Genomic DNA, 19468 nt, shown 5'->3' with positions numbered 1-19468 from the left:
ATCCGCCGAGATCGTCATATCGAAAGATGTGCATTGCCCTGGTCAACGCGGGCGCGGCGGTCTAGACGGCGGCGCAAGAATGGAGTGCCCCGACCAAGGGGAGGTCGGGGCACTCGTTCGTTCACTCCGGCAGGAGCGGGGGACGGTCCTACCGGTGTGGACGCATGGAGACGGGCAGACTGCTGTACCCGCGCAGGAAATTGGAGTGGATGGGTTTGGCGGGCCCGGTGGGCGCCGCCTCGGACACATGGGTCCGCAGGGCGGTCAGCATGGCGTGGATCTCCGCCCGGCCCAGATAGGCGCCGAGGCAGAAATGGGGTCCGTAGCCGAAGGACACATGCTTGTTGGGTGTCCTGCCGAGGTCGAATGTGCCGGGGTCCTCGAAGATCTCCTCGTCGTGGTTGGCCGACGTGTTCCACAGGGTGACGACGTCATCGGCCCGGATCGTCGTGCCGCCGATCTCCACGTCCGTCAGGGCCCGGCGGCCGAAGTGCATGGCCGGCGTCACCCAGCGCAGCACCTCCTCCACCGCGCTGTCCACGGAGACCTCCCCGGAGCTCAGCCGCCGCCACTGCTCGGGATGCTCCATCAGTTCGTGCATCCCGCCGATCATCGAGAGCCGGCTGGTCTCGTCGCCGCCGATGATCACGCTGTAGCAGTTGAAGACGATCTCCTGCTCGGTGAGCGGTTCGCCGTCGATCGTGGCCGTGGCGAGCACGCTCACCACGTCGCTCTCCGGGTTCTCGCGGCGGTCCTCCGCCAGATCGGCGAAGTAGAGGAGGAGTTCCTGCCGGGCGACGAGGGCCTCGTCGCCCGACTGGTCGGCCTCCTCCGCGCTGAGCGCCTGTTTGGTCAGCGAGAGCAGGTAGTCCCGGTCGGACGCGGGGACCCCCAGCAGATCGGCGATGGTGGCCATGGGGATGTGTTCCGCGATGTCCTGCGCGAAGTCGCAGTCCCCGCGTTCGAGCCCCTGGCGCACCAGCCGGTCGGCCCGGCGCCGCACCCCCTCGACCACGCGCTCCAGCACCCGGGGCGCGAAGGCCTTCAGCAGCAGATTGCGCAGCTCGCGGTGGCGCCGGCCGTCGGTGACCGCCAGCATCTTGCCCGCCGCCGAGTCGCCGCCCTCCAGGAGGGTGGCGAGAACGTTGCCCCGCTCCGAGGTGAACCTCTTGTTGTCCCGGTAGACGGACATGACGTCGTCGTAGCGGGAGAGCACCCAGAAACCGGGCACCTTCCAGCCCTCGACGGCATGCCAGTGGACGGGACTCTCCCGCCTGAACCGCTGCCACATCGGCACCAGTTCATGGTCCAGGAAGGTCTGCGGGTCGCTGAGATCCACGGCTCCCGGCGGCTGCGTGGCCACGGCCATGGCTATGCCTCGCGCTGCGTCATGGCCACCAGTACCTTGCGGTCCCCGGTGAAGGGGCGGCGGCCGTGCGAGGTGAGGATGTTGTCGATCCCGAGCAGATCCCCGGTGCCCCAGGTCTCGGCGAGGGTCGTCTCGTCGTAGACGCCGAGGATGGTGGCCAGCTCGTCCGCGGTGATGGGGGTGCCGTCGCCGTAGTAGGCGTTGCGCGGCAGTCCGTCCTCGCCGCAGATCTCGAGCAGCCCTTCGCGTACGTCCTCGGGCAGCGCGTTCACGTGGAACAGGTGGGCCTGGTTGAACCACACCTTCCGGCCGGTGACCGGGTGCACGGTCACCGCCTGGCGCTTCTGCCGGGTGCGCAGCAGGTCGCCGTCCCAGTCCGTCTGGATGTTGTGGTCGGCGCAGTAGCTCTCCACGTAACCCTTGTCGTCGGTCTGGAACCCCTCCTGCCAGGACAGCCCCATGCCGGTGCGGTAGGTGCGGGTGTACACGACGCCCTTCTCCTCGAACCGCCGGACGAGACCGGCCGGCAGCCGGTCGAGCACGGCGCCGCTGTCGGCCACCGGGGTCTCGCCGCCGGTGCGCGCCGCGAGGGCGCAGAAGAAGAAGACGTTGTGCGGCCAGTTCTCCGAGTACGCGCTCTCGTTGTGCTGCGGAATGCTCTGGTCGGCCGGGTACTCCGTCGAGGTGTACACCTTGCCGGTGACCCGGCTGCGGGGCGTCGAGCGCTCGTTGTACTCAAGGGTGCTGCCGCCGATCTCCTCGGCGAGGACGGCCAGTTCGCTCTGCTCGACGATCCCGCAGTCCTTCACCATCACCGCCGCGTGCTCGTACATCGCCGAGCGGAAGGCTTCGGTGTTGGCCGTGAACCAGGCGCGGTGGTCCCCGTCGTGCCGGGGGCGGACGCGGACGAGCCGGGTTCCGTTGTGCTCGAGGACTTCGGCCTCGGCGTCGGTAAAGGGCGTCTTGATCATTCTGTCTCCACCTCGAGGTCGAATCCGTTGATGCTCGTGTGGTTGACCGGGTCACCGGCCGCGTACTCGTAGCCGTTCAGGAAGGGGCCGTCCCCCACGGGGGCGGAGAACCTGCCGAAGGCCAGGTTGAACACCCGCGTGTCCAGCACGGTCGCGTACTGCGCGCCGGAGTGCTCGGTGAGCACCTGGTACTGGCCCAGCCACCCGTGGTCGAAGTCACCGGGCATGTTGTCGGGCACGTGGTCGCGGTCCACCGCGCCCTTCGTGTCCAGCGGTTCGCCGAACGGGGTGTACCGGTGGATCTCGCCGGCCTGCCGGCCGTCGTCACCCGTCACGAGGAAGATGTTCCCGCGCACCGTCGGGTGGCTCCAGGTCTCCTTGCCGCTGTACGCGGCGCTCTTCGTACCGAGGACCACACCGCCGGGCAGCGCCACGATCCGCGACAGCACCCGCTTGTCCGTCCGCAGGACCAGGTCCAGGTCCGCGTCGTCCATCGAGGTGTTTCCGTAGAGGTGCTCCTCCGCGCCCGCACCGGTGACCTTGCGGCCCACCTGGTGGTCGACGGTGTCCTCCGTGTACGTGACGTCCACCGCGCCCGGACCGCTCGTGCCGCCGCCGAGGTAGCGCTCACCGGCGTCCGACCGCTGCGTCGTCCTCGCGTCCTTGGGCCCGTAGCCGGTCAGGTGACCGTTCTCGGCGTAGCTGAAGCCGGTCACCGGGTCGTCCCCGGTGATGGCGATCAGCCGGTCGGCGTCGTCGTAGCAGTAGCCGGTCTCGGTCGTCCCCTCGGCCGTACGGTCGGTCAGACGGACCCGGTTGGAGTTCAGGCCCGCGTTGGAACGGGTGCCCTCCGGGCAGTCGGCGGGAGCCGGCGAGGTGAAGTCGTAGCCGTACCGGTGTCCCTTCAGCCAGGCCTCCACGAGGCGTCCGGCCCCGTCGTAGCGGAAGTCCGGCCCGTCCGTGCGGCCTTCCTCGCCCGCCACGGACTCGTCCACGACCGTGCCCGAGCGGGACCGGGTGACCTCGGCCGCGACCTTCCGGCCGTCGGCCAGGAGCCAGTTCTTCGCCACGATCCGGCCGGCCTCGTCACGCCCGACGGTCAGCCGGGTCGCGTTGCCGTACCGCACGCCGGCGAGCCGGCCGCCCGCGTCGTACTCCGTGCTCGCCAGGCTCCTGCCGTCCAGCTCGACGGAGAGCACCCGGCCCGCGGCGTCGTAGCGCGTCCGCTTGGTCTGCGCCGCGTCGCGGTGGTTCGGCGGCGTCACCTTCTCGGTCACCGGCCGGCCCGCCCGGTCGAAGAACGTCTCGGTGCGGGTGCCGTAGGTGTCGGTGAACGCGATCTCGCGGCCCAGCAGGTCCGTGCGGATCCGCACGGTGTGGTCCGGCTCGGTCGAGCCGCCGAGGAGGGGGTCGCCGCCGATCGCGAGGTCGTAGACGACCGTGCGCTCCGCCAGCGCCTCGTTGCCGGGGATGAACATCTTGGCGATGCGGCCGCGGTCGTCGTAGGTGACACAGGTCCAGTCGCCCCCGCCGAAGTTGACGGCGGCGGGCAGTCCCCGGGCGTTGAAGACGAACTTCTCCGCCCGCGGCGTCTTTCCGGCGCCCGGGACGGCGGAGCTCACGGTCTTGGGCAGGCCGCGCTGGGGAGCCGGGTCGTTCTCGGGCGTGCAGGGGTTGTCGACCCGCTCGTCCGGGCCATGGAACTCGTACGTCCGCCTGGCGCCGCTCGGCAGCTTCTGCGCGACGGGCCGGAAGGCCGCGTCGAACTCCATGGTGGTCGCCAGGGCCAGGCCCTCGGGGTCCACGACGGTGGTGTCCGGGATGCCCATCGCGTTGAAGCGGTTCTCCACGACCCGCTCGGGAACACCGTCGCTGTCGGCGCGGACGGTGGTGATGCCCGTGGGCCCGAGGGTCGTCGTCTCGGCCGGGATCCGCGCACAGCCGGCGGGCGCCGGGCTCACCGGGGTCAGGTCGGGACCGAAGCACTTGGCCGGCCCCGGCCCGTACGTCCCCGAGGGCTGCCCGGTGTTCTCGTCGTACACCGTGGTCGTCACGAGCCCCGCCGCGTCGGTGCGCGACGCGATCTGGTCCGTGGGCGTCCACGCCGTGCGCACGGTGCGCCCGGTCGCGTCGGTGTCGGTCAGCAGCCGGCCGGCGGCGTCGTGCGTGGTGCGGCGCGGGGCGCCCACCCCGGCGACCCACACGTCGGTGCCGCCCGTGCGGAAGGTGTACCCGTGCTGCGGGCTCCTGGAGTGACGGGTGGCGAATCCCGTGGGCTCGGGGCCCGTGACGCTCTTCGGGAACTGGCCGTCCCGGGAGTAGTCGACGCGGTACTGGGCCGCCTTCGAGTCCCGCCGGGCGGGGTCCACGGCGATCCAGTCCATCAGCAGCGGGGTGCGTACCGCCGTCAGCCGGTGGTCGGCGCTGAATCCCAGGTCAGTCTTCTCCGCTCCCGGGTTCTCGAACCGGGTCAGCTTGCCCTCGCTGTAGTGCAGTTGCGTCGTCCCGGCGCCCGGCACCGCGACCGCGCAGACGAAGCCGGCCGGTGCCGCCTTGTCCGCGCACGCGGCGCTGCCCGCGTACGAGAAGGTCAGCCCCTGCTCCTCGGCCGCCTCGATCAGACCGGCCTGGGCATCCGGGCCGGACTCGGGGGCCTGCTCGCCCTTGCCCTCGCCCTTCTTGCCCTTGCTTCCGCCCTCGGCGGCACGCTTCCCGGCGGTGTCCGGCGCGGCACTCCCGGTCGCGGGCGCACCCTCCTGGCCGCGGTCGGCCGCGGCTCCGGGAGCGGCCGCGGCGGCTGCGGGACCCTGGACGGAGTTGGCCGCACCGGCGGTCGCCCCGCCCTCGGCGGCGGGCGTCACGGTCCAGCCCGGGGGCAGCACGGAGCCGGACGGCGAGAGCCACGAGGCCGGCACGGCGACGGCACGGCCGCCCCGGCTGGCCCGGAGTCCGACCTCTCCGCCGGGGCCGGTGCGCCGGTACTCGACCTTGAGGTCATGCGCACGCCCGGAACGGAGCATGAGCGCCTTGCCGTAGGACGCGCCGGCGCCGGTGGCGGCGGTACGGTCCCAGTCGTCCAGCACCAGCTTTCCGTCGAGCCAGATCCGCAGCCCGCCGTCGTGCGCACCGCCCAGCCGGTACCTTCCGTGGGCCGGCACCCGCAGCTTTCCGGTCCAGCGCACGCGGAAGGCGGAGTCCGCGTCGGCCTCCGGGTAGGGAGCCTCGGCGCCCCAGCGGAAGCCTATCCGGGCGTCGGTGCGCACGGCGGCGGGCCGCTCCTCGGCGCCGATTCCGGTCGCCGAGTCGCCCGGGAAGTACGAGCCGGTCAGGCCGGAGTCGGCCACGGCCTGCGAGTTGTAGCTGAAGGTGGCGCCGAGCTGGCCCGCGCCGGTGGGGACCTGCGCGGTGTTGACGGAGACGCTCACATTGCCGGTGGCGAGGTTGACCGTCACGGGGCCGAGGGTGTCCGTCGGCGCGGGGCCGCCCGCCTCCGCGCCGACGAGGCGCTGATTGACGGTGAAGGACCTCGCCGGGGCGTCGGCGCCGGCACGGCCGTCGCGGTGCCGGACCCGCACGGTCCACCGGTACTGCCCGGCGTCCTTCAGCAGACCGGCGGGCACCTTCCAGCGGGGCTGCGAGATCCACCCGGAAGAGGTCACCTGGCCGGTGCGCGGGTCCGCGCCCGTGCCGATCACGAACTCGTACGCCCGGGCGCCCCTGGTCCGTTCGACGGCCAGCTCGGGACGCGTGTCCGTCAGGACCGCGCCGTCCCGGGGCCCGGCTGCCCGCGCCGCGGGACCGCCCGAGGACTTCGGCTCCGCGCCGAACACGCCGTCGGGCCAGGCCGCCCGAACCGGGGAACCGGACACGGCCGACAGCAGAGCCACATCGTGCGCACCGCCCTCCCGCGCCGACACCGGCGTCTCGGAGCCGAGCAGCGCGATCGCGAGGGAGACCGCCGCCCCGCTCGCCACAGCCACTCCGAGCCTTCTGCTGTGAGCCATGCCCACCCCACCACTCCTCGTAGGAAAACGCACCGCGTACGGCGGTCGAGAGGTATCTGTCGCGATACTGCCGAACAGCGGTATCCGGCCCATAGCCCGCAGAGAATCTTTGAATACGCGATCCGGTGGCTACGCAGTGCCACCGACGGCTACGGTATTGATTGTGACCACCCGCATACTTCTCGCAGACGACCAGGAATCAGTCCGAGTCGGATTCCGGCTGATCCTCGACTCCCAACCGGACATGGAGGTTGTCGGTGAGGCCGTCGACGGATTGCAGGCCGTCGAACTGGCCGCGAAGCTACGTCCCGATGTCGTTCTGGCGGATATCCGTATGCCGCGGATGGACGGTCTGGAGGTCACCCGTCTGCTCGCCGGCCCCCAGGTGGAGAACCCGGTCCGCGTCATCGTCGTGACCACCTTCGACCTGGACGAGTACGTCCATGCCGCGCTGCGTCACGGCGCCTGCGGATTCCTGCTGAAGCGGTCGGGTCCCGCCCTGCTCGTGGAGGCGGTCCGCGCCGCGATGGCGGGCGACACGATGATCAGTCCGTCGGTGACCGTGAAACTGCTGAAGCACCTTCAGGGCCGGGAGCAGAAACGGGGCAAGCAGCCAACCGAGGCTCTCACGGAGCGTGAGATCGAAATCGCCCGGCTCGTCGCCAAGGGCCTCACCAACGCGGAGATCGGAACGGAGTTGTTCATCTCCTCCGGCACCGCCAAGACCCATGTCGCCAACATCCAGCGCAAACTCGATGTCCGCAACCGCGTCGGCATCGCGGCCTGGGTCTGGGAGAACATCCGGCCCGACTGACCTGGGCTCCGGGCCGGACCACCGGCCCGGAGCCCCACTCCGTCAGGCCGCGCAGACACCCTTCATGCTGTCGATGAGGGCGAGCACGGCGCGGGCGGACGGCAGGATCATGCGCCCCTCCCTGGTGAGCCGCGCGCCTGTGGAGTCCCGGGTGAAGAGCTTCGTACCCAGCATCTGCTCCAGGCACTTGATCTGGTAGCTGACGGCCGGCTGCGAATACCCCAGTACCTTCGCAGCCTGATCCATGCGGCCGATCTCCGCTATGGATACAAAAGCCCGGAACTCCCGCTCGTGCATCTGTCCCCCTGTCTCCGACGAGCCGCAAGCCGGCTCGCCGCGTTCCGACGCCACGCGTCGGCACCAATGAATTCGCCTCCATATCAACTCAGTCAAAGTGGGTAGGCAATGGGGGATGCAGGAAGCTGCAACCGACGCGATTTCGGCTGTTTCACGCATGCCGAAGGTCCCTCGGGCACCCTCCCCGAGGGACATCATTCGGCCTGTGTTCGAGAAGTTTTCTCCTATTCGTGACCGATAGCCTTCAGCACGTTCAGACGGGCGCCCCGGCGGGCCGGAGCCAGCGAGGCGATGACGCCGACGACCATCGCGCCGATCAGATAGGCGAGCATCTGCGCCCAGGGCAGTGACAGCTGGCTGACACCCTGGTCCTTCATGGCGTGGGCCACGGCCAGCCCGAGCAGCCCGCCGACCGTGATGCCGAGCACCGCGCCGAACAGTGAGATCACCACGGACTCCGTCATGATCATGCGGACCGTCTGGCCCCGGCTGAGGCCGATGGCCCGCAGCGCGCCCATCTCCTTCGTCCGCTCCAGGATCGACAGGGCCAGGGTGTTGATGATGCCCAGCACCGCGATCAGCATGGCCACCCCCAGCAGGGCCTGGACCACCGTGAGCATCATCGCGAACCCCTGGCTGAACTGCCCGATGACATCGGACTTGGTCTGCACCGACACCTCGGGGCTGTCCTTGAGGAGCCCCTCGATCTTCGGCTGCACCGCGGCCGTCTCGGCGCCGTCCTCCAGCTGGAAGAAGGCCTGCGAAGGCAGCTTGTTGCGGAATCCGGTCTGCGCGTCGGCCCACGGGACGACCACGCTGTTGGCCAGGTTCGAGTCCTTGAAGGTTCCTGCCAGCACGTAGGTGTGCGGCTCGCCGCGCTGGAGCTGGACGACGACCTTGTCACCGGTCTTGAGGTCGTGGCTCTTCGCGGTGGCGGTGTTCATCACGACCTCGCCGTCGCCCGGCGAGTCGATGTTCCCCTTGTCGCCCTTCAGACCCAGGACTTCCCGCGCCTTGCCCCAGTCCTGCCAGGAGGCGACGCCCGCGGCCTCCTTGCCGACCTTGCCCGAGTCGAGCATCGCGGCGGCGACGTTCTTGACGCCGCTCACCTGGCCGACGGCGGTCAGCGCGGCCGGGTCGATGGTCGCGGAGGCCGCCGAACCACCCTCGCCCATGGCCACGAGCTGGGCCTTGAGGTCCCGGGAGAGCTCGTCGGTGACACTGTTCTCCGACGAGACGGCCACCGTGCTGATCGCGGTGACCAACGCGACGCCGATCATCATCGCCGAGGCGGTCACCGCGGTACGCCGCGGATTGCGCGCCGAGTTGCGCCGGCCCAGCTGCCCCGGCAGCGACCGGGCGAACAGGGCGCCCAGCGCCCAGACCGTGGGGCGGCTGACCAGCGGGGTGAGGAGCGCGACCCCGACGAAGGTGAAGAGCACACCGGTCAGGATCAGAGCGATGCCGCTGGATCCGAAGAGGCCCAGCGCCAGCATGATGATGCCGAGACCGAACAGGATCCCACCGGTCCAGGTCTGCTTGCGGTGCTTGCCCTCCGGGTTGACGGCCGCGCGGATGACCGAGATCGGGGCGACCTTCGCCGCCTTCAGCGCCGGGAAGAGCGCGGAGAACATGGTCACCAGGATGCCGACCGCGAAGGCGGTGATCACGGCGCTCGCCGGCACGCCCAGCGGCGCCACCTTGAGACCGTCCGTGGTGCCGGCCAGCATCTTCGCGCCGAGCGCGCCAATCCCGACACCGGCCGCCAGCCCGATCGCCGAGGCGACGAGCCCGACCACGAAGGACTCCAGGAGCACCGAACCGATCACCTGCCGGGGGCTGGCCCCCAGCGCCCGCAGCAGGGCGAGTTCCCGCATGCGCTGCGCGATGATGATCGAGAAGGTGTTGACGATGAGGAAGATGCCGACGAGCACCGCGACCGCGGCGAATCCCAGCAGCAGCTGGCTCATCAGATCGAGGACGCCGCGCGACTTGTCGGACGCCTTCTTGGAGAGTTCCTCCCCGGTCGCGACCCGGAAGGTGTCGCCCAGCTCCTTGCCGATCGCGGCCTTCACCGCGGCGACCGACGCACCCGAGGCCGTGTCGACGGTGATGCCGGTGAAGCCTCCCGGCGTACCCGTCATCAGCTTCTGGGCCACCGGCTCGGTGAAGGCCACCGTCTGTTCGCCGCCGATGGCGTCCCGGTCGCCCGAGTAGCCGAAGACGCCGGCCACGGTGAAGGTCTTCTGCGGCTCGGTGGTCAGCACCTGGATCCGGTCGCCGACCTTGAAGCCGGCCTTCTCGGCCAGTCCGGCGTTGATCGCCACTTCCGCGTCCGTACGCGGCTCGTGGCCGGACCGCAGGGCGATCAGATCGCTCTCCCCGCGCCAGCTCTCGCCGTAGCGCGGACCGCCGGTGCTCGGCACCAGCTTGCCGTCCTTGCCCAGGACACGGGCGCCCTCGGCCTGGACGACCCCGCGGGCGCGCTCCACACCAGAGACCTTGGAGACCCGCTCGACGGCAGCCGCGTCGGTCACGGGGATGACCTCGGAGTCGCCGACGTCCGCGTCCACCTTCGGCTTGAGCGAGGCCTGGAGGTCGGTGTCGTCATAGGCTCCGGCGAACTGCGCGTCGATGGACCGGCCGAGCGTGTCCCGGATGACCATGGACCCGGACACGAACATCACGGCCAGCACGACGGCCAGACCCGAGAGGATCAGCCGCAGCTTGCGCGAGAGCAGGCTCTTCAGCGTTGCCTTCAGCATCACGCCACCCGCTCGCGGACATCGAGCTTCCGCATCGCGTCCAGCACGGAGTCCGCCGTCGGATCCCTGAGCTCGTTGACGATCCGGCCGTCGGCGAGGAACACCACCCGGTCCGCGTACGCCGCGGCGCTCGGGTCGTGCGTGACCATGACGATCGTCTGGCCCAGCGAACGGACCGAGTCCCGCAGGAACTTGAGCACATCCGTACCCGACGTGGAGTCCAGGTTCCCGGTGGGCTCGTCCGCGAAGATGACGTCCGGCTGGGACACGAGAGCGCGTGCGCACGCCACACGCTGCTGCTGACCGCCGGACAGCTCGGTCGGCCGGTGGTTCAGCCGCTGGGCCAGACCCACGGTGTCGATGACCCGGTCGAACCAGTCCTTGGAGGGCTTGCGGCCGGCGATCGCCAGCGGCAGCAGGATGTTCTCCTCCGCCGTCAGCGTGGGCAGCAGGTTGAACTGCTGGAAGATGAAGCCGATCTGGCTCCGGCGGAGCTGGGTGAGGTTCTTCTCGGACATGCCGCTCACCTGCTGGTCACCGACGAAGATCTCGCCCGATGTGACCACGTCCAGGCCTGCCAGACAGTGCATCAGCGTGGACTTGCCCGAGCCCGAGGGACCCATGATGGCGGTGAACTCGCCCCGGGCGATCTCCATGTCCACCCCGCGGAGAGCGGCTACCTGCGCCTCCCCCTCGCCGTACAACTTCTCCACTTTCACGGCTCGAGCGGCTACTTGCCGCTCCGTCGTCATCGTCGCGCTCACGCGGTTCACTCTCCCCAACGGGCTGTGTCACGGGCTGTCGAGATCCGGAGCACTGTGCACCATGCCCGGCGATCGCTCGAAGCCTAGGAGCGGGCCGTACCCCGCCACATCTACCGTTCGGCAGAGAGCATCCGGGGTACGCCGCCCCGCGCGCCCGCGCTTCGAACTCTTGGAACCAGGCATGCGCCGAAAGGGCGAGCTCACCTACCGTCCCGACGACGGGCCGACAACCCCGCCCACAGCCCGGAGGACGGACATGGCAGGCACGCGGACACTCTCCAAGTACTGGATGCTCACCAACGACTTCACGCAGGACCCCTATCCGATCCTGGAGTACGTGCGGCGCGAGAGCCCCGTCCGCGAGCTGTCCATGCCGGGCGGGGACCGTGTCTGGGTGGTGACCCGGTACGACGACGCGAAGGACGCGCTCGCCGACCCCCGGCTGAGCCGCGACATCCATGTGCACTACGAGCTGATGTCGAAGCGGACGGGACGGCCGATGACCCCTCCGCCGGAGGAGGCGAACCACCTCGCCAATCTGGAGCCGCCGCGCCACACACCGCTGCGCCGGGCGATCAGCTTCGCCTTCACCCCGCGCAGGGCCGAAGCGCTGCGGCCGCGCGTCGAGGAGATCGCCGACGAGCTGCTGGACCGGCTGGCGGCAGCCCCCCGCCCCGATCTGATCACCGGTTACGCCGACCCGCTGCCCGTCATCACGATCGCCGAGCTGATGGGCGTACCCGCCGATGCCTGGCCCGACTTCCTGCGCTGGTCGGCCGCCCTGCGCACGTACTCCCCCACGGACGGCTCCGGGGTCCTGGACCGCAGCATCCAGGAGCTTTCCACGTACATGTCCGAGCTCATCGAGCGCAAGGGCCGGGAGCCGGGCGACGACCTGCTCTCCGCGCTCATCCACGCCGACCCGGAACGCCGGCTGACCGGCACCGAGATCCTGTCCACCGGCTTCGCGCTGATGACCGGCGGCAACGACACCACCGCCAGCCTGCTCGGCGGGGTCATGGCCGCCCTTCTCACCCATCCGGCGGAGCGGTCCCAGCTGCTGGCGGAGCCCGGCCGCTGGGGCAAGTCGATGGACGAACTCATCCGGTACGTGGGCCCCATCAGCAACGCCCTCCAGCGGGTCACCACCGAGCCGGTCGAGATCGGCGGGGTGACCATCCCCGCCGGTGAGGTCGTCGTCATCAGCGTGATGTCGACCAACCGCGACACGGATCAGTTCCCCGACCACCCGGACCGGCTGGACCTCGACCGGCACAAGCCGGCCCACCTCAGCTTCGGCTTCGGCATCCACTACTGCTCGGGCGCCCATCTGGCGAAGGTCATCACCGAGATCGGCTCCCGGCGGCTCTTCGAACGCTTCCCCGCCGTCTCGCTGGCCGTCGCGCCCTCCGAACTGCGTTACGAACAGAACGTGGTCGTACGCCCGTTGAAGGAGCTTCCGGTCAGGCTGCGGTGAACCGTGGAGTCCCGCGCCCGCCCCGGTCACCGGACGGATCTGCGCATCGCCGTGTAAAGCGCCCGGAGCGTGAGGATGGCGCTCACCACGAGGGCGTGATAGCCGAGCAGCGGGAACAGCTCCAACTGCTGGGTGACGCGTGGTCCCTTGCCGGTTCCGAACACGACCAGCATGACGCCCATCACCCCGGTACAGGCGGCGAGCAGGCCGATCACCACCTGGTGGACGAGGCCGGCGACGAAGCGCTGTTCCCGCTCGTCGGCCAGGACGCGCACGCGCACCGCGAGCCGCCCCTCCTCCAGCGAGGCGCTGATGCGCTCGGCCCGCCGCGGCAGCCTCCGCAGCATGGGCAGGATCGCCATCGCCTCCTGGGCCGCTTCCCGGGCCAGCGACGGCAGGTCGAAGCCCGAGAAGCCCGTCTTCCCGCCCGCCGTCTTCCGCCGGGAGCCGAAATGCAGCCGGTCGGTGAGCAGATCGGCGGCGAACGCCCGTGATTCATCGAGGATGTTGAAGCCCGGCGCCAGCCGCCCCAGGGTGCCCTCGATCGTGGCGATCGCCCGGAAGACCGCGGCGACCTCCGGGGGCACCGCCAGGTCGAAGCGGGTCAGCATGCGGAACAGGGCGGTGAACATCTCGGCGTCGGGCTGACCGCCGGCCCCGAGGTACTGGGCCATGAACCTGCCCAACGCCCGCTCCAGGAGCAGCGAGTCGGGCATGATGCCGTCGCGCGAAGTGGCCCTGGTCCCCAGCAGGTCGATCAGCGCGTCGTGCAGGGCGGCGGGATCGCCCCGGTCGATGGCGACCAGCACTTCCTGGATGGCGAGCCGCGCCGACGGGTCGATCCTGCCCACCGAACCGAAGTCGAGCAGCCCGAGCCGCCCGTCGTCGAGCAGCAGCATGTTGCCCGGGTGGGGATCGGCGTGGAAGACGCCGTACCGGAGGATCTGGTCCAGCACGGCGCCCAGCGCGGTACGGGCCAGGGCGTGCCGGTCCCACCCCCTCTCGTCGGCCACCTTCCCCGCGCGGTCGAGCGTGACGCCCTCCAGCCACTCCTGCACCAGGAGGCGGGACGAGGTGAACTCGTAGTGGACCCGGGGGATGCGCACCGTCGCGTCCGGCGCGTACCCGTCGCAGGCCTCCGCCACCGCCGAGGAGTTGCGCGCCTCGATCCGGAAGTCCAGCTCCTCGCGCACGGACACGGAGAAGCCGTCGCCCAGGTCCCGCAGCCCGAGGGCGTGCACCGACCTGGCCCGGTCCTGGAGGCTGCGCGTGATGGCGAGCACGATGTCGAGGTCGCGCTCGATGCTCTCGCGTATCCCCGGCCGCTGGACCTTGACGACGACGCTGGGCCCGCCGCGCAGCCGGGCCCGGTGCACCTGCGCGATGGAGGCGGCGGCGAGCGGCACGTGCTCGATCCAGTCGAAGACCTCATCGACCGGCTTGCCGAGCTCCTTGTGGAGCACCGCCGCCACCTCGGGCCACGGTGCCGGGGGGACGTTCGACTGGAGCCGGCTCAGCTCGTCGATGAAGTGCGGGGGCAGCAGATCGCTCCGGGTGGACAGGACCTGGCCCAGCTTGATCAGCGCGCCCCCGCAGTCCTCCAGCGCGAGCCGCAGCGCCCTGGCCGACTGCCGGCCGGCCTCGTTCGCCTCGAAAGCGCGGTCCATGCTGCTCCGGCCGCGCAGATAGCGCCCCAGTCCGTGGCGCATGAAAATGCGGCTGATCTGGATGTAGCGGCGCGTTCGGCGGAGCCTGTGCCCCAGCGTCCGCACGATCTGGAGAGGCCGCGCCCAACTGCCGTACGGGACGAAGACCTCGACCACCACGAGGGTGGCCATCGCACCCAGCAGCGACAGCGCCACCTGAACCGTCGAGAGCGCTCTGAGGCTCTCCTCGTCCCGCACCACCTGGTCGAAGAGGATGAAGACGGCCAGGCCGACCAGTCCGGACGTCATGGCTCTCATGGGGCCGACCCGGATGCCCAGCAGCCGGCGCGAGGCCGTGGAGACGGCGAAGACGATCACACCGAGGGAGACCGCCGCGGCCAGAACGATGAACACAGCAAAGGGGACGTCGCCGACGCTGTCGGCGGCCAGAGCCTGCATGGAGCGGTTCCTTCGGTCAGCTAGGAGCTGCGCGGTAGGCGTCGAGGTTGCGGTGCGGCGGCCGGGAGCCACCGTGGGGGGCACGGCAGCCCGGGTACCGCCGTGGGGGTCACGGCGGCCGGGGCGCCGCCGTGGGGGGACAGCGCCCGGGGTGCCGCCGTGGGGCACGCGCGAGTCGCGGACCTACGCCGTTCTCGCCGCCATGAACGCGCAGAGCGCGAGGAGGGCCTGGTGCGCCGGGTGCGGAGCAAGACCCTGGATCGCGGCCCGCGCCCGGGCCAGCCGCAGGTGCATCATGTCCTCGGTGGTGGCGAGGGCCGGCGAGGTCCGGAAGAGCTCCAGGGCTCGTTGGCGTACCGCTGTGTCGGTCAACGGCCCGGCGAGCAGGATCTCCCGCAGTTCGGCGCCGTCGGTGCTCTCGTCGGCGCGGGCGAGGAGGACCGGGAGACTGGCCACTCCGGCGGCCAGGTCCTTCCCCCGTTCCTTGCCGGTCCAGTCGACCGGCGCGGTGAGGTCGAGCAGGTCGTCGGCTATCTGGAAGGCGAGGCCGAGCTGTCTCCCGTACTCGTCGAGCGCCTGGATCGAAGCGGTGGGGGCGCCCGCCTGATGGGCGCCGATGGACAGGGCCAGGGAGAACAGCGCGGCCGTCTTCCCGCTGAGCACCTGGAAGTAGTGCTCGACGGGATCCTCCCCCGGAGCCGGCCCCGTGAGCTCCCGGAGCTGCCCGGTGACCAGCCGCCCGGCCGCCTCCGCATTGAGCCGAATCGTTTCGGCCCCGAGCGCCGCCGAGAGCTGCGCGGCGCGGGCCAGCAGCCAGTCCCCGCCGAAGACGGCGGACCGCTCCCCCCAGCGGGCGTTGGCGCTGGGCACCCCGTGCCGGGTGGTGGCGGCATCCATCACATCGTCGTGGTAGAGCGAGGAGACATGGACCAGCTCGGCGATGACGGCGGCCTCGGTCACCCCCGCACTCCACGGCTCCCCGAACTCCGCCCCCAGCAGAACCAGAAGCGGCCGCAGCCGCTTGCCCCCGAACGCGGCCAGATGCCCGGTGAGCTCCGCGATCCGGGGGTCCGCGGCGGTGGCCGCGGTGTCCTGGAGCCCCTTCTCCGCCGCTTCGAGCCCGTCGGCCAGCCGCGCCGTCAGCTCACCGTCCTCGATCTCCAGCTGAGCGAGCAGTGTTCCTGTGGCCCGGTCCGTCGTGGGCGCAGCCAATGCGCTCCGGTGCGATCGCATCAGAAATTCCCCCACAGCATTGTGTGCGCCGGCAGCTCGGAAGCGAGAAGTCGCCCGTCACTGCACAGCCCCCCGGCCAGCGAAACCATAGGACAGGCCGACTGCCGGGAGGGAGGAGTTGGCACCTTCCTGCCATCGCGGCAGAAGACCTTCAGCCGCCCGACACCTTCAGTCCCCCGGGACCGCCCGTCCGGGACCGGCCCAGGAAACCAGAAGGACCGGCTCAGACGGGGTCTGAGCCGGTCCTTCACTGAGCCGCCACCGTCACGGCGTTCGCGCTGGACCTCCCGGGGCCGGGGCGGCATCGCCGCACGGGTCCGGGCAACGGTCCAAAGGAGTGCGCCAGGTGGTCGGAGAGGCACCGGCCCTGACGGCGATTTCGCCCTCTGTCAGGCCGAGTTCACGACTTATGACGACCACTCGTACCTCCGAGACAGCATCGTCATCAAGCCGTCGCCGGACCCCCACAGACGCGAGAGATCCACATGATATACATGCCGAATCATGTGTACCGCGAGTAGAGGAACGGTCAGATGACCCCGGTCGGAGACAAGGGGCGCGACGCTTCCGGCGGCGCGTCGTACGACCCGAAGGGGCGGGGTTTCTACGGTGCTGTGACCGTCAGCGAGCGAGGTCAGATCGTGATTCCGGCGAAGGCCCGGCGTGATCTGGACATCAACGCGGGCGACAAGCTCCTGGTTCTCGGTGACCCGCAGCACGGCATCGCTCTGATGAAGATCGAATCGCTGATGCAAAGCGGCTTCCCCCCTCTCGGCGGTCATCTCCAGCAGGGTCAGGGGCAGTCACAGGAGGCTGACGACAAGGAATGAACGAGACATGAACACTGTCATCCGCTGCCAGGACCTCTCGAAGAGGTACGGGGATCTGCTCGCCGTCGACGGCGTCTCCTTCGAGGTCCAGCAGGGCGAGATATTCGGCATGATCGGCCCCAACGGGGCCGGAAAAAGCACCCTCATGGAGTGCGTCGAAGGACTGCGCACCCGTGACAGCGGCACCGTCGAGGTGCTGGGCATGGACCCGGCGAAGGACGCGGCGGAGATACACGAGCGCGTGGGTCTGCAGCTCCAGACCTCCGCGCTGCCGCCCCGCATCAAGGTCGGGGAAGCGCTGCAGCTCTTCTCCTCCTTCTACCGCAACCCCGGCGACTGGCGGAAGACACTTCGGGACCTGGGCCTGGACGAGAAGGTCAACTCCTACGTCGACAAGCTGTCCGGGGGCCAGCGGCAGCGCGTGTTCATCGCGCTGGCCCTGGTCAACAACCCCGAGCTGATCTTCGTCGACGAGATCACCACGGCGCTCGACCCGCAGTCCCGGCACGCGGTGTGGGACGTGATCCGCGACATCCGCGACAACGGCACCACGGTGTTCCTCACCACCCACTTCATGGAAGAGGCCGAGCGCCTCTGCGACCGGGTGGCGATCGTCGACCACGGCAGGCTCATCGCGCTGGACACCGTGACGAACCTGATCAACTCCCTCGACGGCGAGACCAAGCTGACGTTCACGGTGAACGGCCGCCCGCCGATCAGAGAGCTCCAGCAACTGCCCTCGCTCATCCACGTGGAGCGCAGCGAGGGACGTGTCGTGGCCCGCGGCAAGGGCCGGACCTTCGCCCAGGAGGTCATGGGGATGCTGGCGGACCTCCAGCTCGTGGCGGAGGACTTCCGCTCCGAACAGCCCAATCTGGAAGACGTGTTCCTGTCTCTGACCGGCCGTCCGATGCGAGAGGGGTCGGGTCAGTGACATCGGCTTTCGGAAACCTGGTCGCCGTCCAGACCAAGCGGACCCTGCGGGAACCCGCGAGCGTCTTCTTCATGCTGGCCTTCGGCCCGCTGTTCGTCATCATCATGGGCGCCATCTTCGGCACCGAAGCACGGCCCGAGTTCGGCGACCGCAGCTTCGTCGAGGCCAACCTCGTCAGCTTCTCCGCGATCGTCCTCGCCATCACGAGCTTCGTGATGATCCCCGTCGACCTGGTGGGGCAGCGGGACAACGGCGCGCTGCGCCGCTTCCGCGCGACGCCGCTGAAGCCGGCCAAATACATCGCGGCCGACGTGACGGTGCGGTTCGCCATCCTGACGGTGAGCCTGGTGCTGATGCTCGTCATCGGCATGACGGCCTTCGGGGCCAAGACCGAGGGCAGCATCGTGGCCGTGCTGCTGGCGTTGCTGCTGGGCATCTCCGCGTTCCTCGCGGTCGGCTACGCACTGGCCGCGGCGCTCCCGTCCTCCGGTGCCGCCCAGGCGGTGGGCAACACCCTGGTGTACCCGCTGATCATGGTCTCCGGTGGCGCGGTGCCGCTGGACAGCCTGCCCGACAACGTACGGAGCGTGGCCCAGATCTCCCCGCTCACCCAGCTCACGGAGTTCCTCCAGGACCTGTGGCAGGGCGGCACCTGGGGCGACAACCTGGTGGCGGTGTCGGTGCTGGGCGGCCTCCTCGTGGTGGCCACCGGGCTCGCCGCGCGGTTCTTCCGCTGGGAGTGACCCCGGCTCCCGGAAACAGGGTGAGGGTGCCCGCCACCAGGACGTTCCTGGTCGCGAGCACCCTCATCCGTGTCAGGTACCTGGCACCCCTATCGAGGGCCGGCAGCGTCACATCGCCATGCCGCCGTCCACACACACGACCTGCCCGGTGATGTACGAGCTCTCGTCCCCGGCCAGGAAGGCGACCAGGCCGGCGACCTCGTCCGGGCGGCCGAAGCGGCGCATGGGCACCGGGTCGAGCCGCTTGGAGTCATCGACCAGGTCCTGCGTCATATCGGTCGCGATCAGACCGGGGGCGACGGCGTTGCAGCGGACGTTCCGCTCCGCCAGCTCCTTGGCGATGCTCTTCGTCAGACCGATCAGCCCCGCCTTCGCCGAGGCGTAGTTGGCCTGGCCGGCGCTGCCGAAGACGCCGGAGACCGACGAGATGTTGATGATGGAGCCGCTGCGCTTCCGGATGAAGCCGAAGTAGCACGCCTTGATGAACAGGAACGCACCCCTGAGGTTGGTGTTCACCACCGCGTCGAAGTCCTCGTCCTTGATCGACGCGGCCAGCCCGTCACGGATGATCCCCGCGTTGTTGACGAGGATGTCGACCGGCCCCAGGTCCGCACTGACGGCCTTGACGCAGCGGGTGACCTGCTCGGCGTCGGAGACGTCGCAGCGGTAGCTCCGTGCCGTGCCGCCGAGGCGTTCGATCTCCCCCTGCGTCTCCTTGGCGCTGGACTCGTCGCTGACGTAGACGATGGCGACCGCCGCCCCGTCCCGGGCCAGGCGCAGCGCCATGGCCCGGCCCAGGCCCCGGGAGCCTCCGGTGACCAGCGCGACCTTGCCGCTGAGGGCGCCGGGGCCGCTCACGAGCGGGCCCCTGCGGCGATCACGGAGACGATGTCGCCGATGTTCCGGGCGTCGGCGAACTTCACCATCGGTATGGTGACGCCGACCTGCTCCAGGGTGTCCGTGATGATCTCGGCCCGGTCGATCGAGTTGGCGCCCAGGTCGCGCAGGCTGTCCTCGCGGGTGATGGCCTTGACGTCCACGTCCTCGATGATCTCCTGGAAGACGCCGGTCAGGGTGGTGAAGATCTCGTCCTCGGTCATGTTCTTCTTTCCTCGTGCGATTTCCTGGTGCGATGGTCCGGCGTGCCCGCCCGCCCGCTCAC

The 19468-nt window shown here is 70.0% G+C and carries 15 protein-coding genes; 5 read left to right on the top strand and 10 right to left on the bottom strand.

The window, feature by feature from the left end; translation table 11 throughout:
- Positions 1 to 148 precede the first annotated feature (148 nt).
- From IE145_RS23605 to IE145_RS23595, 3 genes are read right to left on the bottom strand one after another with little or no spacing between them, the layout of a single operon-like run.
- Positions 149 to 1369: a cytochrome P450 gene (locus IE145_RS23605; protein ID WP_189527449.1), complete on the bottom strand. Its 1221-nt coding sequence runs from the start codon at positions 1367 to 1369 to the stop codon at positions 149 to 151.
- A gap of 2 nt (positions 1370 to 1371) precedes the next feature.
- Positions 1372 to 2340, bottom strand: coding sequence for a TauD/TfdA family dioxygenase (locus tag IE145_RS23600; protein WP_093444282.1), 969 nt, complete (start codon positions 2338 to 2340; stop codon positions 1372 to 1374).
- Positions 2337 to 6344 (bottom strand): PA14 domain-containing protein, encoded by a 4008-nt coding sequence (locus tag IE145_RS23595; protein WP_189527448.1) that lies wholly within the window; start codon positions 6342 to 6344, stop codon positions 2337 to 2339. The genes IE145_RS23600 and IE145_RS23595 overlap by 4 nt, the downstream gene beginning before the upstream one ends.
- 163 nt (positions 6345 to 6507) lie before the next feature.
- Between IE145_RS23595 and IE145_RS23590 the strand changes: the two genes are divergently transcribed.
- The gene (locus IE145_RS23590) at positions 6508 to 7158 is read left to right on the top strand and encodes a response regulator (protein WP_189527447.1); all 651 of its coding nucleotides are present in this window, start codon (positions 6508 to 6510) and stop codon (positions 7156 to 7158) included.
- A 42-nt stretch (positions 7159 to 7200) separates the two neighbouring features.
- On the opposite strand, the gene IE145_RS23585 is transcribed toward IE145_RS23590, so the two are convergent.
- The 3 genes from IE145_RS23585 to IE145_RS23575 form a co-directional block, all read right to left on the bottom strand.
- The gene (locus tag IE145_RS23585) at positions 7201 to 7455 is read right to left on the bottom strand and encodes a LysR family transcriptional regulator (protein ID WP_032791501.1); all 255 of its coding nucleotides are present in this window, start codon (positions 7453 to 7455) and stop codon (positions 7201 to 7203) included.
- A 224-nt stretch (positions 7456 to 7679) separates the two neighbouring features.
- Positions 7680 to 10220, bottom strand: coding sequence for an ABC transporter permease (locus IE145_RS23580; protein ID WP_189527446.1), 2541 nt, complete (start codon positions 10218 to 10220; stop codon positions 7680 to 7682).
- Positions 10220 to 10972, bottom strand: coding sequence for an ABC transporter ATP-binding protein (locus IE145_RS23575; RefSeq protein WP_229825769.1), 753 nt, complete (start codon positions 10970 to 10972; stop codon positions 10220 to 10222). The genes IE145_RS23580 and IE145_RS23575 overlap by 1 nt, the downstream gene beginning before the upstream one ends.
- Before the next feature lie 268 nt (positions 10973 to 11240).
- Between IE145_RS23575 and IE145_RS23570 the strand changes: the two genes are divergently transcribed.
- Positions 11241 to 12461 carry a cytochrome P450 family protein gene (locus tag IE145_RS23570; RefSeq protein ID WP_189527444.1) on the top strand — a complete coding sequence of 407 codons (1221 nt, stop codon included), beginning with the start codon at positions 11241 to 11243 and terminating at the stop codon, positions 12459 to 12461.
- A gap of 26 nt (positions 12462 to 12487) precedes the next feature.
- On the opposite strand, the gene IE145_RS23565 is transcribed toward IE145_RS23570, so the two are convergent.
- Both IE145_RS23565 and IE145_RS23560 read right to left on the bottom strand, forming a co-directional pair.
- Entirely contained in the window at positions 12488 to 14566 is a 2079-nt protein-coding gene (locus IE145_RS23565; protein ID WP_189527443.1) for an ABC1 kinase family protein, read from the bottom strand.
- A 183-nt stretch (positions 14567 to 14749) separates the two neighbouring features.
- Positions 14750 to 15778, bottom strand: coding sequence for a polyprenyl synthetase family protein (locus IE145_RS23560; protein ID WP_189527442.1), 1029 nt, complete (start codon positions 15776 to 15778; stop codon positions 14750 to 14752).
- 554 nt (positions 15779 to 16332) lie between these two features.
- Between IE145_RS23560 and IE145_RS23555 the strand changes: the two genes are divergently transcribed.
- From IE145_RS23555 to IE145_RS23545, 3 genes are read left to right on the top strand one after another with little or no spacing between them, the layout of a single operon-like run.
- Positions 16333 to 16629 carry an AbrB/MazE/SpoVT family DNA-binding domain-containing protein gene (locus IE145_RS23555; RefSeq protein ID WP_189527441.1) on the top strand — a complete coding sequence of 99 codons (297 nt, stop codon included), beginning with the start codon at positions 16333 to 16335 and terminating at the stop codon, positions 16627 to 16629.
- A gap of 7 nt (positions 16630 to 16636) precedes the next feature.
- On the top strand, positions 16637 to 17563 hold the full coding sequence (locus tag IE145_RS23550; RefSeq protein WP_189527440.1) for an ABC transporter ATP-binding protein: 927 nt from the start codon (positions 16637 to 16639) through the stop codon (positions 17561 to 17563).
- Positions 17560 to 18306, top strand: coding sequence for an ABC transporter permease (locus IE145_RS23545; RefSeq protein WP_229825758.1), 747 nt, complete (start codon positions 17560 to 17562; stop codon positions 18304 to 18306). Before IE145_RS23550 ends, IE145_RS23545 begins: the two co-directional genes overlap by 4 nt.
- A 108-nt stretch (positions 18307 to 18414) precedes the next feature.
- Here IE145_RS23545 and fabG read toward each other — a convergent pair whose 3' ends face one another.
- Together fabG and IE145_RS23535 are read right to left on the bottom strand one after the other, a co-directional pair.
- A complete protein-coding gene (gene fabG / locus IE145_RS23540; RefSeq protein WP_189527439.1) occupies positions 18415 to 19164 on the bottom strand; it encodes a 3-oxoacyl-[acyl-carrier-protein] reductase in 750 nt (249 codons plus the stop codon).
- Positions 19161 to 19406: an acyl carrier protein gene (locus IE145_RS23535; RefSeq protein WP_189527438.1), complete on the bottom strand. Its 246-nt coding sequence runs from the start codon at positions 19404 to 19406 to the stop codon at positions 19161 to 19163. The genes fabG and IE145_RS23535 overlap by 4 nt, the downstream gene beginning before the upstream one ends.
- Positions 19407 to 19468 lie beyond the last annotated feature (62 nt).

The sequence above is a fragment of the Streptomyces sindenensis genome (assembly GCF_014649035.1).
GTDB lineage: Bacteria > Actinomycetota > Actinomycetes > Streptomycetales > Streptomycetaceae > Streptomyces > Streptomyces sindenensis.
This window is presented reverse-complemented; position numbering and strand designations above follow the sequence as displayed.

What these genes read in the sequence shown, in the direction of transcription:
- IE145_RS23605 (WP_189527449.1), bottom strand. Translation starts at nt 1,369, where the DNA reads ATGGCCGTGGCCACGCAGCCGCCGGGAGCCGTGGATCTCAGCGACCCG.
- IE145_RS23600 (WP_093444282.1), bottom strand. Translation starts at nt 2,340, where the DNA reads ATGATCAAGACGCCCTTTACCGACGCCGAGGCCGAAGTCCTCGAGCAC.
- IE145_RS23595 (WP_189527448.1), bottom strand. Translation starts at nt 6,344, where the DNA reads ATGGCTCACAGCAGAAGGCTCGGAGTGGCTGTGGCGAGCGGGGCGGCG.
- IE145_RS23585 (WP_032791501.1), bottom strand. Translation starts at nt 7,455, where the DNA reads ATGCACGAGCGGGAGTTCCGGGCTTTTGTATCCATAGCGGAGATCGGC.
- IE145_RS23580 (WP_189527446.1), bottom strand. Translation starts at nt 10,220, where the DNA reads ATGCTGAAGGCAACGCTGAAGAGCCTGCTCTCGCGCAAGCTGCGGCTG.
- IE145_RS23575 (WP_229825769.1), bottom strand. Translation starts at nt 10,972, where the DNA reads ATGACGACGGAGCGGCAAGTAGCCGCTCGAGCCGTGAAAGTGGAGAAG.
- IE145_RS23570 (WP_189527444.1), top strand. Translation starts at nt 11,241, where the DNA reads ATGGCAGGCACGCGGACACTCTCCAAGTACTGGATGCTCACCAACGAC.
- IE145_RS23565 (WP_189527443.1), bottom strand. Translation starts at nt 14,566, where the DNA reads ATGCAGGCTCTGGCCGCCGACAGCGTCGGCGACGTCCCCTTTGCTGTG.
- IE145_RS23555 (WP_189527441.1), top strand. Translation starts at nt 16,333, where the DNA reads ATGACCCCGGTCGGAGACAAGGGGCGCGACGCTTCCGGCGGCGCGTCG.
- IE145_RS23550 (WP_189527440.1), top strand. Translation starts at nt 16,637, where the DNA reads ATGAACACTGTCATCCGCTGCCAGGACCTCTCGAAGAGGTACGGGGAT.
- IE145_RS23535 (WP_189527438.1), bottom strand. Translation starts at nt 19,406, where the DNA reads ATGACCGAGGACGAGATCTTCACCACCCTGACCGGCGTCTTCCAGGAG.